A 15,051-nucleotide genomic window follows, 5' to 3' on the forward strand; every position below is an offset into this window, starting at 1 on the left:
ATTTACGCAACGAAGTTCGGCAGCCTTGTGCTGGATTTGTGATCTTGCTGGCAATTCCATCTCTCGTCCTGAAAATTCATTTGCTCTTGATTAGCTAAACCGGTTCTTCTATTTTATCGACAGACGATTTATCAGGATTTAAAAAAGGAATGAAGATGAATAACCGGATTTGGGTTTTGGGTGACGCCGTGGTGGATCTGATCGCTGAAGAGGATGACCGCTTATTAAAATGCCCGGGCGGGGCACCGGCGAATGTTGCCGTCGGGATCCGCCGCCTCGGGGGAGACAGCGCATTTATCGGACGCGTGGGCGATGACCCTTTCGGGAAGTTCCTGATGAAAACCCTCGCGGATGAGGGGGTGAATATTGACTGTATGTACCTTGACCCTCATCACCGTACCTCCACCGTGGTGGTGGAAAACGATGCTGACGGCGAACGCTCTTTCACGTTTATGGTGCGTCCGGGCGCGGATTTATTCCTCCAGGCCACCGATATTCCGGCTTTCCATCCCGGGGATTTTTTACATTTATGCTCAATCGCGTTATCTGCGGAACCTTCACGTTCCTCCGCCTTTCTGGCAATGGCGAAGATGAAAGCGGCAGGCGGTTATGTCTGTTTTGATCCCAATATCAGGCATGACTTGTGGTCTGATGAGGGACAACTGCGTGAAAATCTTGCCCGCGCCTTGTCGCTGGCTGATGTGATTAAAGTCTCAGAGGATGAGCTGGAATTTCTGACGGGCGAAGCGTTGCTGTCGGAGGGGATGCTGCGTCTGTGTGACCGCTATAATCCCGAGCTGCTGCTGGTCACGCAGGGAAAACTGGGGGTTTCGGTTTACCGGAAAAATAATGCCAGTCTGAAGCACTATCCGGCCCGCGAAGTGAAAGCGGTGGATACCACCGGCGCCGGAGATGCTTTTGTCGCCGGATTACTGGCCGGGCTGGCGCAACACTGGCCGCTGACCTCGGAGAGTGTCTGGCAACAGATCATTCATCAGGCACTGGCATGCGGTGCTCTTGCCACCACCGCCAGAGGCGCAATGACTGCATTACCCGACAGCGTTACCTTAAAAGCGTTCTCCTCTCAGGGGTAACCGCGCCCGACGATGTTGCCTGGACCGCAACTGTTCACCCGACGAAAATAATGTAAGTAATCTGTAATCCAACGTCATGTTTTACGAAAATCAAATGTTTGCCGCTGAACCTCCTATATATCCCACAGTCTGTTAGCGAGGTTATTTCTTCTGATAGCAAAATATTTTGTTAACAGGAATTTTTGTTAGTTGAAAAACGGCGAGCACGGATCACATGACAATGAAAAAATTACTCTTAGCGTCGCTGCTGTTCAGCAGTGCCCCGGTTTTTGCTGCCGGCGGGTTTGTCGTAAAAGACATTCACGTCGAAGGATTGCAGCGGGTCACCGTCGGCGCAGCCTTGCTGAGCATCCCCGTGCGCGTGGGCGATACGGTATCCGATGACGATATCAGCCAGACGATCCGTGCCTTGTTTGCGACCGGCAATTTTGACGATGTGAAGGTGCTTGAAGATGGCAACACGCTGATTGTTCAGGTGAAAGAGCGGCCAACGATTGCCAGCATTACGTTCTCGGGCAACAAAGCCATAAAGGACGAGATGTTGCAGCAGAACCTGGAAGCCTCAGGGATCCGCGTCGGGGACGCGCTGGATCGCACCACCATTTCGTCGATTGAAAAGGGACTGGAAGATTTTTATTACAGCGTCGGCAAATACAGCGCGAGTGTAAAAGCGGTGGTGACGCCGTTGCCGCGTAACCGCGTGGACGTGAAACTGGTCTTTACCGAAGGTGTGTCGGCAAAAATTCAACAAATCAATATTGTGGGCAATAAAGCTTTTACCAGTGACGATTTAATCGCCCATTTCCAGCTACGCGATGAGGTGCCGTGGTGGAATGTGATTGGCGATAAAAAATATGAAAAACAAAAACTGTCAGGTGATTTAGAAACACTTCGCAGTTTTTATCTCGACCGCGGTTATGCCCGTTTTAATATTGATTCCACCCAGGTCAGTTTAACGCCGGATAAGAAAGGGATTTATATTACCGTCAATATTACTGAGGGTGCGCAATATACCGTGTCCGGCGTGGTAGTGACCGGCGACATGGCCGGACATTCTTCCGAAATTGAATCGCTCGCCACCATTCCTGCCGGTGAATTGTATAACGGCGCGAAAGTCACCAAAGTGGAAGGTGACATCAAAAATCTGCTGGGCCGCTACGGCTATGCCTATCCGCATGTCACAACGCAAAGCGACATTAATGAAACGGATAAAACCGTGAAACTGCATATCAGCGTGGATACCGGCAACCGTTATTCGGTGCGCCGCATTCGTTTTGAAGGCAATGACACCTCGAAAGATGAAGTGCTGCGGCGCGAAATGCGCCAGATGGAGGGCGCGTGGCTGGGCAATGATCTGGTGCAGAAGGGCAAAGATCGCCTCAACCGTACCGGCTATTTCGAGTCGGTTGATGTGGATACCCAGCCGGTGCCCGGTTCAGCGGATCAGGTTGATGTGGTGTATAAAGTTAAAGAGCGTAACACCGGCACATTCAACGTGGGCCTGGGTTATGGCACCGACAGCGGCATCAGTTATCAGTTGGGCGTAACGCAGGACAACTGGCTGGGCAGCGGTAATACGGTCAGTTTCAGCGGCACGCGCAACTCCTATCAGACCTATGTCGAAGTCTCGGCCACTAACCCGTATTACACCGTTGATGGCATCAGCCTTGGCGGCAAAGTGTTCTACAACCATTACGACGCGGAAGATAACGATCTGGCGGCGTATAATCTGCAAAGTTACGGCACAGGCGTGAATCTTGGCCTGCCGGTCAGCGAAAACAATACGCTGAATCTGGGGCTGGATTATGTTCACAGTACGCTGAGTGATATGGAACCGCAGGTCGCGGTCTGGCGCTATCTCAATGCCAGCGGCGTACATCCGGGGCTGGTAACGACGTCCACCAACAGCGATGCACAACTGAGCACCAATGACTTCTTCGCCAGTGTCGGCTGGGCGTATAACGATCTTAACCGTGGCTTCTTCCCGTCATCTGGCACGCGCGCCAGCCTGGCGGCAAAAGTGACCACGCCTGGCTCGGACGACAGTTATTACAAAATCACCTTTGATGCCAACCATTACATTCCGCTGAGCGACAAATCGGACTGGGTATTAATGGGCCGCGCCAAAGCCGGTTACGCGGCAGGCATTGGCAGCAACGAAGTCCCGTTCTACGACAACTTCTACGCAGGTGGCTCCAGCTCGGTTCGCGGTTTCTCCTCCAACACCATCGGGCCGAAAGCGGCATATTACAAATGCAGCAGCGCTGACAGCTCGTATTCCACCTGTCCGGTGACCAAATCGACTGATGCGGTGGGCGGTAATGCGATGGCGATTGCCAGCGCGGAACTGTATGTGCCGACGCCGTTCATCAGCGAGAAATACGCCAGTTCAGTGCGCACCTCATTATTTGTCGACTCCGGTACGGTGTGGGATACGAGATGGAAAAATACCTCAGCGACCGAAGCCGCGGGTATTCCGGATTACAGCGACCCGACACATATTCGTGTTTCCAGTGGTATTGCGTTGCAATGGCAATCCCCACTCGGCCCGCTGGTGTTCTCTTATGCGCAGCCGCTGGTGAAATATGAAGGGGACAGTGCGGAGCAATTCCAGTTTAATATCGGTAAGACGTGGTAATAATAACGCTGTCTTACAAAGTTATTACTTTTTACAGACGCAATGAGAATAGAAAATAAATCTGATTCAATTATAATGCCGGCATGATGTTTATTGAGCAACCCTTAGGGTAAAACATCATGCCATTATAATATTGTTGGAGTTCTTTCTTTTAAGGGCTGCCCCTGTGCGGCCCTTCTTTTTATTCGTTTATCACAGCAGAAATAAGCGATTATTCTGCTTTGTGGTAATTCCCTTGCGCATCGGCACTTTCAAAAATCATTGAAACGGAATTGACACAATGGCGCAGATTCTTCTCGGTTAAATATTCCCCCTCAAAAACATGCCCCAGATGTGCCTTGCAGTTGGCACACACAATTTCTGTTCTGCGGCCATCGGCATCCGGCACACGTTCTACCGCACCCGGAATTTCATCGTCGAAAGCGGGCCAGCCGCAATGGGATTCGAATTTGTGTTCTGAGGAATACAGCGGCGCAGAACATCTTTTACAGACGTAACGGCCCGGTGAAAAGTGGTCGTTATACTCACCGGTATTCGGGCGCTCTGTCCCTTTGTTTTCGATGACAAAACGTTCAAAATCATTCAGTTCTCTGTTCATTATCATTGCTCCTGGCAGGTGACATTGCAGCCTTATAGTGTAGCGCTATATTGGGGCGACATATCAAGCTGCAAGTGCCCTCCTGCCATAGTGTGCTATTTCACGCCGCCGCCCAGCGTCTGCCACAGGGTGATACGGTTTTCAAAATCAGTCTGTTGCAGGGCAATCAGGTCGGTCTGCGCCGACCACAGTGAACGCTGATCGGTAAGCACCGTCAGATAATCGCCCGCACCGGTTTCATAACTGCGGCGCGCCAAATCGTAACTGCGCTGTGCGGCCGCAACATATTGCTGCTGGGCATCCATCTGTTCACTGAGCGTGGCACGGCGGGCGAGGGCGTCCGCCACATCTTTAAAGGCGCTCTGGATGGCTTTTTCATACGCGGCAATCAGCCCCTTTTTCTCCGCTTCAGCGTAGCGCAACTGCGCGGTATTACTGCCGCCGGTAAACAGAGGCAGGCTCAGGCTGGGCGCGAACGACCACACATTGCTGCCGTGGCTGAACAGGTTCGACAGCGAACTGCTGCCGACGCCTGCGCTGGCAGTCAGCGAGAGCGTCGGGAAGAAATTCGCCCGCGCTGCGCCGATATCCGCATTGGCACTTTTCAGGTTATGTTCCGCTTCCAGCACGTCCGGGCGGCGCAGTAATACCGACGACGAAATCCCGGCGGGCACCAGTTTGATGGCCTGCGGTGCCAGGCTTTCCAGCGTACCCGGCAACAGATTTTGCGCCACGGTGTCGCCTGCCAGCAGATTCAGGGCGTTGATGTCCTGCGCGACCAGCGTCTGGTAGCTGGCGACACTGGCGCGTGCCTGCTGATAAATCGCCATCGAAGAGCTGACGTCCGGCCCCGAGGCGACGCCTTCCTGTTGCCGCCGTTGCGTAATGCTCAGCGAATCCGCCGCGCTTTTCAGGGTATCCTGCGCCAGTTTCAGATTGCTGTTGTCCGCCGCCAGTGTGATCCACGCGGTGCTGGTTTCTGAAATCAGCGTCAGACGGGTGTTCTGCGCGGTCGATTCACTCGCCAGCCAGGTTTCTTTTGCCGCTGTGCTCAGGCTGCGGTTACGGCCAAACAGGTCGATTTCAAAACTGCTGACCGCACCGTCGGCGGTGGCGCTGCTGCTGACGCCTGCATCCTGCGTCCGGCTGCGGGTTTGTGAAAGCTCAGCATCCAGCGTCGGGAACAGGCTGGCGCGTTGCTCGCCATACAGCGCTTTGGCGGCTTCAATATCAGCAATCGCTTCCTGCAAATCGCGGTTGCTGGTCAGCGCTTTGGCCACCACGGCATTCAGGCGCGCATCGGCCATGATGCCCTGCCAGTCGCTCAGCACCGTGGTGGCCGCTGGCTGTGCGCCCTGCGCAGGCCAGACTGCAGGCACCGGCGCGGCAGGGCGCTGATAATCGGGATCCAGCGAGATACAGCCTGCCAGCAACATGGCCAGCGAAATAATACTCAGACGAAAAATCATGCTGACTCCTGCGCGTCTTTGTGACCGGTGAAGACTTTTTTCACCAGCACGAAGAACAGCGGAACAAAGAAAATAGCCAGTAAGGTGGCGGTCACGGTGCCGCCAATAATGCCGGTACCGATGGCGATGCGGCTGTTAGCCCCTGCGCCGGTCGCGACTGCCAGCGGCATCACCCCGGCGATAAAGGCCAGCGACGTCATCAGGATCGGGCGTAAACGGGTGCGGGCAGCGGAGAGCGCGGCAGCGGTCAGGGTGCTGCCTTGTTTGAGTGCTGTTTCGGCAAACTCAACTATCAGGATGGCGTTTTTCGACGACAGGCCGATGGTAGTCAGCAGCGCCACCTGGAAGTAAACGTCGTTATTCAGGCCACGCAGTTCGGCGGCAAGGGATGCGCCAAGCAGACCGAGCGGGATCACCAGGATCACGGAGAACGGCACGGACCAGCTTTCGTACAGTGCGGCGAGACACAGGAATACCACCAGAATCGAGATGGCATACAGGCTGAGCGCCTGACCGCTGGCGAGCTTTTCCTGCAGAGAGAGTCCGCTCCATGCCCAGGTTGAACCGGCGGGTAATTTATCCGCCAGCGCTTCCATTTTTGCCATCGCCGCGCCGGAACTGTAGCCGTCGGTGTTCTCGCCCTGGATCTCATAGGAAGTTGATCCGTTATAGCGCGCCAGACTTTCCGGGCCATAGGTCCAGTGGGTGGTGGCGAACGCGGAGAACGGCGTCATGCTGGTACCGTCGCTGCTGCGCACAAACCATTTATTCAGATCCGCCGGTTTGGAACGAAACTCGCTGTCGCCCTGGATATACACTTCCTTGACGCGGCCACGGTCAATGAAATCATTGACGTAAGTGCCGCCCCACGCGCTGCTTAGCGTGGCAGTGACATCGCTGAGCGTCAGCCCGAGCGCCACGGCTTTGTTGTTGTCGATATCCACCTGCAACTGTGGCATTTGTGGCAAATCATTGGCGCGAACCGATTGCAGTTCCGGACTTTTGGCGGCCAGTGCCAGCAGTTCGGTGCGCAGTTTGAGTAAGTCCGCGCGGCTGGTGCCGCCGGTAGCCATCAGCTCAAAGGTGAAACCGTTGCTTTGCCCGAGCCCGTCCACGGAAGGCGGCGTCATGGCGATGACTTTTGCGTCGCGGATCACCGCCAGATCCCGCATCGCGCGACCGGCTACCGCCTGCGCGGTGTTTACGGCACCCGGACGTTCATCCCAGTTCTTCAGTGACACAAACGCCATCCCGGCATTCTGACCGCTGCCGCTGAAGTTAAAGCCGGTGATGGTGAATATGACGTTGGTATTGGCTTTCTCTTTGCCGAGGAACCACTCTGTAACACGGGAATTGACGGCTTCGGTACGGTTCGCTGTCGCCCCGGCGGGCAGGGTGTATTGCACCATGACTTCGCCCTGATCTTCAGACGGCAGGAAGCTGGTCGGCAGTTGCCACATCAGCACGCCCATCAGTGCGGCCATGGCGCCGTAAATCAGCGCCATCACCACCGGACGGCGCTGCACATGCGTCACGCCATTTTCGTAGCGTTGTTCAGTACGCGAATACAAACGGTTGAAGCCACCGAAGAAACCACGGGTAGCCTGTGGTTTATGGCGCAGAAACGCGCCGCACAGCGCCGGTGTCAGGGTCAGCGCCACCACCACGGAAAGTATCATGGCGGAAATAATGGTGACGGAGAACTGGCGGTAAATCACCCCGGTTGAGCCGCCGAAAAACGCCATCGGCAGGAACACAGCAGAGAGCACCAGCGCAATCGCCACCAGTGCGCCGGAGATTTCTCCCATCGACTTCTCGGTGGCCTCGCGGGCGGGAAGCCCTTCATCACGCATGATGCGCTCAACGTTTTCCACCACCACGATAGCGTCATCCACCAGCAGGCCGATGGCCAGCACCATCGCGAACAGCGTCAGGGTGTTAATGGAATAGCCGAACAGCGCCAGTACGCCAAACGTGCCGAGCAGTACCACCGGCACCGCCAGCGCGGGGATCAGCGTGGCGCGCAGATTCTGCATAAACAGATACATCACCACAATGACCAGCACGATGGCTTCGATCAGCGTTTTAATGACGTCTTCCACCGACACTTTAATAAATTCGGTGCTGTCTTTCGGATAGGCGACGTCATAGCCTTTCGGCATGCTGCGCTGGTATTCGCTGATGGTGTTTTTCACCAGCGTGGCGGTATCGAGCGCGTTGGCGCCCGGCGATAACATCACCGCCATACCCGCCGCCGGATGACCGTTCAGCTGTGAAGACGCGGTGTAATCTTCGCTGCCCATTTCGACGCGGGCGATATCACTGATGCGCACCACCGCGCCGCCGGTATTGCCTTTAACAATGATCTTACGGAACTGCTCCGGCGTTTGCAGACGTGATTGCGCACGCACCGTGGCGGTCAGTTGTTGTGAAGCGGAAGACGGCAGACCGCCAATTTTACCGGCGGAGATTTGCACGTTTTGCGCTTCGATGGCCGTTTCCACATCTGACGGCATCAGGTCATACGCCGCCAGTTTGGTGGGATCCAGCCAGATGCGCATGGCATATTCCGCACCAAACACCTGCAAGCTGCCGACGCCGCTGACGCGCGCCAGCGGATCCTGCATATTACTGACCAGCCAGTCGGCGATATCCGAGCTGCTGGTTTTGTCGGTTTTATCGTACACCGCCATGATCAGCAGGAAACTGGACTGCGACTTGGTGACCGTCACCCCGGCTTCCTGCACTTCCGTCGGCAGGCGTGATTCCGCCTGCTGGACTTTGTTCTGCACCTGCACCTGCGCGGTATCGGCATTGGTGCCCTGTTTGAAGGTGACGGTGATATCCACCGACCCGTCGGAACTGCTGCTGGAGCTGAAATACAGCAGATTATCCAGGCCGGTCAGTTGTTGTTCGATGACCTGCGTGACGCTGTTCTCCAGCGTTTCGGCGTTAGCCCCGGAATAGGTGGCTTTGATTTTCACTGAGGGAGGCGCGACGTCCGGATACTGCGCGACCGGCAGCGTGCGGATCGCCATAATCCCGGCCATCATGATCAAAATCGCAATCACCCAGGCAAAAACCGGGCGACGCACAAAGAAGCGGGAGAACATCAGGCGGCTCCTTCTGTGCTTTTCGCAGCGGCGGCGTTATTCACTTCAACCGGTTTCACCGTATCGCCCACCGTGACTTTGTCACTGCCTTCCACCAGCACGCGATCGCCCGCCTGCAAACCTTTGACAATCAGCCAGTGGGTTCCGGTAGCCTCGCCGGTTTCGATATGACGTTGTTCGACTTTGTTGTCGGCGGTAACCACCAGCGCGGTGGCATCGCCTTTGGCATCCCGTGTCACACCTTGTTGCGGCGCGAGCACGGCATTTTCGACGACGCCTTCATCCACGTCAGCGCGGATAAACATCCCCGGCAGTAAAACGTGTTGCGGATTCGGGAACACGGCGCGCAGCGTGACCGAACCGGTGGCTTCATCGACCGCCACTTCGGTCAGTTCCAGACGACCTTTTTCGGGGTAGGTTGAACCGTCTTCAAGGGTGAGCGTGACACTTAAAGCATCGCTGTTCGTTGCCAGCGCGCGTTTACGCAGACTGAGCAAATCGGCGCTGGAACGGGTGAGATCCACGTACATTGAATCGAGATTTCGCACCGTCGCCAGCGCGGTGTCCTGCGCGGCAGAGACCAGCGCGCCCGGTGTAACGGAGGAAATGCCGATACGACCGGCAATCGGCGACGTGACCCGCGTCCAGTCGAGATTGATTTTGGCCGATTCCAGTGATGCGGTTTTTTCATCCACGCTGGCGCGGTCTTCTGCACAGGCCGATTGCGCATCTTCCGCATCCTGCTGCGACACGCCTTGCTCTTTCACCAGTACGGCATAACGGCGGGCTTTCTGGCAATCCGAGAGCACCAGCGCTTTGGCGCTTTTCAGTGCAGCGGCAGCCTGATCGTACGTCGCTTTATACGACGACGGATCAATCTGATACAGTGCCTGACCGGCTTTAACCCAGTCGCCTTCGGTGAATAAACGTTTTTGAATAATACCGCCGACCTGCGGCCGCACATCCGCCGTCAGTGTGGCGGTGGTCCGGCCGGTTAATTCGCTGACCAGATTGAACGATTGTGCTTTTAGCGTGACGACGCCCACTTCAGCGGGCGCGGCAGTGGGCTGAGCCGGTGGTGAATTATCGCAACCACTCAGCGCGATAAGTATCAATAAGCAGGAGAATCTTAAAGGCATTTTGGTGTCCGTAAATAATAAATAATATAATTAAAGGCAAAGGAGCCCCGGCTGTTTTATCGAAATAAAACAGTCAGGATCCCGTTAAAATTATTTAAAGATGTGCCGTTGTTTATAAATCAGGAATCATAAATCATGAATTTTCTTCGTGACCTCATTAATGTATTTAACCATCTGCTGATATATTTCCGGCGTGACCTCACCGTTATAGGCTTTCGTCCGTACGGTGATTTTTAAATTCTCAATGGCGTAAATCATCTCAGGTGCGGGCGGCGGGTTATTTTCAATCACGCGCTTTTTCATTTTTTCTTCTATGGCGCGGATTTCGTTTCTTCTTGCCGCCAGATATTCAGAACCGGCCGGTGTCATGGAAAACTGTTTTTTCCCGCCTTCTATTTCTGCGGCGGTGGCAAAGCCGTTGTCAACAATATGCGCCAGGATCGGGTAAATCACGCCGGGGCTGGGGATGTACACCCCCATAGAATAGCCTTCGATGGTTTTGATAATTTCGTAGCCATGCACCGGGTTTATCTGGATCAGATGCAACACAAACAGCGCCAGTTCCTGACGGGTGAACAGTTTGCTTTTACGCCGTACAGCAGGTTCGGTTTCGCTCATGATTTTTCTCCTTCGCTGATTGCCGACGACCTCAAGATATATCTTACAAGTTTGCAGGGCAAGACAGTGACGGAGCGGGAAACTAACGTAAGGATAGTGTTAATGCGTTGTTTTATAATGACTAAATCATGATGGTGCTCTCAGGTTTGCCCCTGTTGCTGACACTTCTTAACAGTTCAGAACAGGGGTAACTGATTGATCTTGAGATAAACGGCGGAAAGATGCCGTAAACCTATTTTTGCCGTGTAAGCATTGCGAAAAAGTCCGGTTTTCAGCGGCAGTGGCGGCTTTTTATGGCATCTGAAACATCGGCGGCCAGTGCCGCAATCAGTTTCTGTTGCGCGGTGATAAGTTCCGGCACGCCACCCGTCACGGCAATCTGATGCTGTGCGCGACAGGTCAGCATTTTTTCATCTGCGCCAAAACGCAGTTGCCAGCGGGCTGTCAGACTGGCGTGACGTTGCGGCCAGGCATCCAGTTGCTGCACGGTTACGCGCAGGGTGATAACCGGTTTATCGGGCGGCGGTGTCAATTCGCGGATGTCTGTTGTATTCAGCGAGCGTTCAAGCTGCGCCGACAGCGCACTGCGTATTTCCTCCGGCAGCGGCGCGGCCCACAACGTGCTATCCGATATCACGATTTCGCCGTCACTTTTACGTATCACCAGTTGCGGCTGATTAAGCTGTTCAGGCACGGTCACCGGTTGCACGCGCAGCACAAATGCAGCCGGGGGTATTGCAGACGGCGCATTCTCCGCAGGTGTGATCAGGGTGTAATAATGAGGTGCAGGAGAGGCGCAACCGCTTAACCCCAGCAGGAGGCAAACCCCGGTTATCACGCGGATGACATTCATGGTTGCTCCTTATTTTCACTGTTTCTGCCAGCGATCAGCGCCTGTGGCTGGCGCGTGAGCAGGCCGGTGAGGGTGCGCAGGGAATATAATGTCCGCTGGAATTCGGCCAGCGTTTGCAACAGCGGGGAGTCCGCCGCCAGCAGGGTTTGTGCGCTGCCCATCGTCTGATCGAACTGGCGCAGGGTTTGCGTGGTTTGTGGCAGAACCTGACGGTTCACCTGAATCAGCGTCTGATTGAGATTGCCCAGTGTGGCATTCAGATTGCTGCCAATCGACTCAATGGGCATTGTCGATAACTTGCCAATCAGTGTCGCGAGCTGTTCCTGCAGGTGATCAAAGCCGCCATTGAGTGTCGGGATCTGCAACGGTCGCACAGTCATATCAAAAGACACCGGCAGCGCCGAAGGCACAAAATCGAGCGAGATATACAACTGTCCGGTGAGCAGATTGCCGGTGCGCGCCTGCGCCCGCAGTCCGTGTTTCACCATGTCGCGCAGGAACGTGGCAGCCTGCTGCTGGCCGTCTTTTTCAGGTTTCGGCAGTTTCTCCTGCACATGCCCTAAGCGGTTCGGATACACCTCAATCGTCACCACCGAGATAAACCGTGAAGCGGCAGGGTCGTAATCGAGCTCAATCGCCGTGACTTTCCCGAGCTTCACGCTGGAAAACTCCACCGGCGCGCCGGTTTTCATGCCGCGCAGCGACTGCTGGAAGCGCAACTGCAACACCTGCGGCGTGCCGTCCGGCGGGGTCATTGCCGAGGCCTGATCGTCTGCCAGCGTATATACGCGGTGGCTGGCTGCCGGTTTTGCCGTGCTGTCGTCAGGTGGATTGGCAAACGCGATGCCACCGGCTATCACCGACGCCATGGTCTGCGTTTTGATCTGCAAACCTTCAGAATCGAGCGATAAATCCACGCCGCTGGCATTCCAGAAACGGGTGGCGGAAGTGACGAACCGGTCATACGGCGCATCGATAAATACGTTCAGGCTGACGCCTTTGCCGTCAGGGCGCAGCGCATAGGAAGAGACCCGCCCGACCGGCACGCGGCGGTAATACACCGCCGAACCGATATCCAGTGAACCCAGATCGTCGGCCACCACTTCAAACTGTTTGCCGGGCATCCCGTTGATCACCGCCGGGGGCGATTCCAGTCCCTGAAAGTCACTGCCGGATTTCTGCGATGTGCCGGTATCAAGGCTGATATACGCGCCGGAAAGCAGGGTATCGATACCCGATACGCCGCCCATGCCGATGCGCGGACGCACGACCCAAAAACGGGTGTCCTCCCTGGGCAGATTTTCGGCGTTTTTCATCAGTGAAACGGTGACCAGCACGCGGCGGCTGTCGGGGCTGAGCGAAATCGATTTCACCCGCCCGACCGTGACGTCTTTGTATTTCACTTCGGTTTTACCGGCTTCTAATCCGCTGGCGGTCTGAAAAGTAATGGAGATTTCCGGGCCGGTATCCGCCCAGACCTGTAACAGCAAAAACAAACCCACTGATGCCGCTATGGCGGGCACCAGCCAGATCAGCGAGGGGCGAAAACGGCGCGGGACAATGTCCGGCGGGGGTGAAGCGTGTTCAGTCATTATTCTGATTTTCCCAGAGCAAACGCGGGTCGAACTTCAGGGCAGCCAGCAGGGTGAAGATCACCACTGCGCCAAAAAAAACAATACCGATGCGCGGTTCGGCAGTGCTGAGGCCGGGGAACTGCACCAGCGCTGCGATCATCGCGACCACCATCACATCGAGCATCGACCAGTAACCGATATGTTCCGTCAGGCGGAACAGGCGCGAGCGACGAAGCTGACCGGAAGCGGGACGTCGTTGTACCGCGATCAGCAGCCCGCCGAGGATCAGGAACTTGGCACACGGCACGACAATGCTGGCGGTAAAAATGATTGTTGCGATGATGTAATCACCGGCATCCCAGAACCCGGCAATACCGCCCAGAATGGTGCTTTCACTGCCGCGACCGGCAAAACTGTTGTACATCACCGGCAGTAAATTGGCGGGCAGATACAGCAACAGCCCGGTGAGCAGCAATGCCCATGACTGGCTGAGGCTGTCCGGCAATCGCGGATGCAGCGGCGCATGGCAGCGCGGACACGGCAACGCCCGCACGCCAGGCACTTGTTCGCAGGCCAGTCCGCAGACATGACAGCGCACGATGCCCTGCGTTAATGCGTGCGGAACCGGCGTCATTCGCGCTGGCCTTTTAGCGTTTTGAGGCTCCACAGCGGGTGGAAATCCTGATGGTTGATCACCGGTAATAACAGGCACAATCCGAGCAGCGCCCATGTGCCGGGGCCAGGGGTGATTTGCACCAGTCCCGAGAGTTTGATGGCGGCGATAAGAATGCTCAGCAACGCCACTTCCGCCATGCTCCAGGGCGCCAGCCCGGCCAGCAAACGCATCGCAGAAGCGAGTCCCGGCGCGGCTTTTTTCCGGCAGGCGTGCCATAACACCCAACCCAATAAGACAATTTGCAGACACGGACAGACGATGATCAGCATGGCCAGCGGAATGGCCAGTGGCGATGCGTAGCTGTACGCCAGCGCCATCGCGGTTTGCCACAACGTTGCCGCCTGCACCTGACCATGAAACTGAATTTCCAGCACCGGAAAGGCATTGGCGATAATGAAAAACAGCGCGGCGGTGACCGTCAGCGCAAACCATTGTTCCAGACTCAGCCAGCTTCCCCGATACAGTACGGCACGGCAACGCTGGCAATGTGCGGCCTCGCCGGACCGCACAGGTTTTCGGGTATACAGACTGTCGCAATGTTTGCAAACGACCTGCTGCGGATAGATTTTCATGGTGATGTCCTGTGTCCTGCCGTCACTTATTTCAGTTGTGCCTGCAACTGTTCCGCGCCTTTATCCAGCCCGGTTTCGGCCGCACTCAGCGCACCCCAGGTCGCGCCAATGTTCAGCGAGTTCGGGTATTGCTTCGCGATATAAGCCTTCAGCAACTGATTGGAGGGGGCGTCATAAATTTCCACCGCATAACTCACGGAGCCGGTGAATGAACCCTGTTTGCCGCGCACTGACTGCACGATGTTGTACGGCCCGCCCATCAGATCAAAGCGGGTGAACGTGCCCAGAAACGCGGTGGTGGTTTGCGCGCCGGTGAGCGTCAGCCGGATGCGTAAGGTGCCTGGGGTAATAGCGTTGGTCAGCGGGAAACGCCCGCCGACACTTTTGCCGAACTGCTGCTGCATGTACGCCGCCAGTTGCTGTTTTTGCTCCGCCGTGACGTCATCAAACTGGGCATCCTTGCCCTGATAAATCACCACCGGATCGAGGATCGCGCGGCTGTATTTATTCCAGTCCGTCGGGGTGTTGTAGCTGTATGCGATATGGCCTGAATCGTCCTGGGTATCAGGTTTCATTTGTGGAGAAGAGGTGACCCCGGTGTAGGGCACAGGCTGGGTACTCGCGCACCCGGTGAGAAAACCCAAAGAAATCAAAGCCGCCAGAGAATAGCCGTGAACGGATGCAGACATTTTTCCTACCTTTTTAAG

At 55.7% G+C, this 15,051-nt stretch carries 12 protein-coding genes; 2 read left to right on the top strand and 10 right to left on the bottom strand.

Going from position 1 to position 15,051, the window contains the following annotated elements; genetic code table 11:
- Nucleotides 1-155: 155 nt before the first annotated feature.
- Nucleotides 156-1,094 carry an aminoimidazole riboside kinase gene (locus AC1DUO_RS07980; RefSeq protein ID WP_013578079.1) on the top strand — a complete coding sequence of 313 codons (939 nt, stop codon included), beginning with the start codon at nucleotides 156-158 and terminating at the stop codon, nucleotides 1,092-1,094.
- Between the two features lie 214 nt (nucleotides 1,095-1,308).
- Entirely contained in the window at nucleotides 1,309-3,732 is a 2,424-nt protein-coding gene (gene bamA, locus AC1DUO_RS07985) for an outer membrane protein assembly factor BamA (RefSeq protein WP_119262342.1), read from the top strand.
- A gap of 211 nt (nucleotides 3,733-3,943) precedes the next feature.
- Here the strand turns inward: bamA and AC1DUO_RS07990 are convergent, their stop codons facing one another.
- From AC1DUO_RS07990 to AC1DUO_RS08035, 10 genes are all read right to left on the bottom strand, one after another.
- The gene (locus AC1DUO_RS07990) at nucleotides 3,944-4,330 is read right to left on the bottom strand and encodes a methionine-R-sulfoxide reductase (RefSeq protein ID WP_013578081.1); all 387 of its coding nucleotides are present in this window, start codon (nucleotides 4,328-4,330) and stop codon (nucleotides 3,944-3,946) included.
- A 95-nt stretch (nucleotides 4,331-4,425) separates the two neighbouring features.
- Nucleotides 4,426-5,796, bottom strand: coding sequence for an efflux transporter outer membrane subunit (locus AC1DUO_RS07995; protein WP_119262443.1), 1,371 nt, complete (start codon nucleotides 5,794-5,796; stop codon nucleotides 4,426-4,428).
- Complete coding sequence (locus tag AC1DUO_RS08000) at nucleotides 5,796-8,912, bottom strand: efflux RND transporter permease subunit (RefSeq protein ID WP_119262341.1); 3,117 nt, start codon at nucleotides 8,910-8,912, stop codon at nucleotides 5,796-5,798. The genes AC1DUO_RS07995 and AC1DUO_RS08000 overlap by 1 nt, the downstream gene beginning before the upstream one ends.
- The gene (locus tag AC1DUO_RS08005) at nucleotides 8,912-10,051 is read right to left on the bottom strand and encodes an efflux RND transporter periplasmic adaptor subunit (protein ID WP_119262340.1); all 1,140 of its coding nucleotides are present in this window, start codon (nucleotides 10,049-10,051) and stop codon (nucleotides 8,912-8,914) included. Before AC1DUO_RS08005 ends, AC1DUO_RS08000 begins: the two co-directional genes overlap by 1 nt.
- A 126-nt stretch (nucleotides 10,052-10,177) precedes the next feature.
- On the bottom strand, nucleotides 10,178-10,669 hold the full coding sequence (locus AC1DUO_RS08010) for a PadR family transcriptional regulator (RefSeq protein WP_119262339.1): 492 nt from the start codon (nucleotides 10,667-10,669) through the stop codon (nucleotides 10,178-10,180).
- 271 nt (nucleotides 10,670-10,940) lie between these two features.
- Entirely contained in the window at nucleotides 10,941-11,522 is a 582-nt protein-coding gene (locus AC1DUO_RS08015) for a PqiC family protein (protein ID WP_119262338.1), read from the bottom strand.
- A complete protein-coding gene (locus AC1DUO_RS08020) occupies nucleotides 11,519-13,114 on the bottom strand; it encodes a PqiB family protein (protein WP_112151446.1) in 1,596 nt (531 codons plus the stop codon). Before AC1DUO_RS08020 ends, AC1DUO_RS08015 begins: the two co-directional genes overlap by 4 nt.
- A complete protein-coding gene (locus AC1DUO_RS08025) occupies nucleotides 13,107-13,730 on the bottom strand; it encodes a paraquat-inducible protein A (RefSeq protein WP_119262337.1) in 624 nt (207 codons plus the stop codon). The genes AC1DUO_RS08020 and AC1DUO_RS08025 overlap by 8 nt, the downstream gene beginning before the upstream one ends.
- Nucleotides 13,727-14,344, bottom strand: coding sequence for a paraquat-inducible protein A (locus AC1DUO_RS08030; RefSeq protein WP_119262336.1), 618 nt, complete (start codon nucleotides 14,342-14,344; stop codon nucleotides 13,727-13,729). Before AC1DUO_RS08030 ends, AC1DUO_RS08025 begins: the two co-directional genes overlap by 4 nt.
- Nucleotides 14,345-14,370: 26 nt before the next feature.
- Entirely contained in the window at nucleotides 14,371-15,033 is a 663-nt protein-coding gene (locus AC1DUO_RS08035) for a DUF3313 domain-containing protein (protein ID WP_013578090.1), read from the bottom strand.
- Nucleotides 15,034-15,051: the final 18 nt, after the last annotated feature.

Source organism: Rahnella sp. P4_A8 (assembly GCF_056402435.1).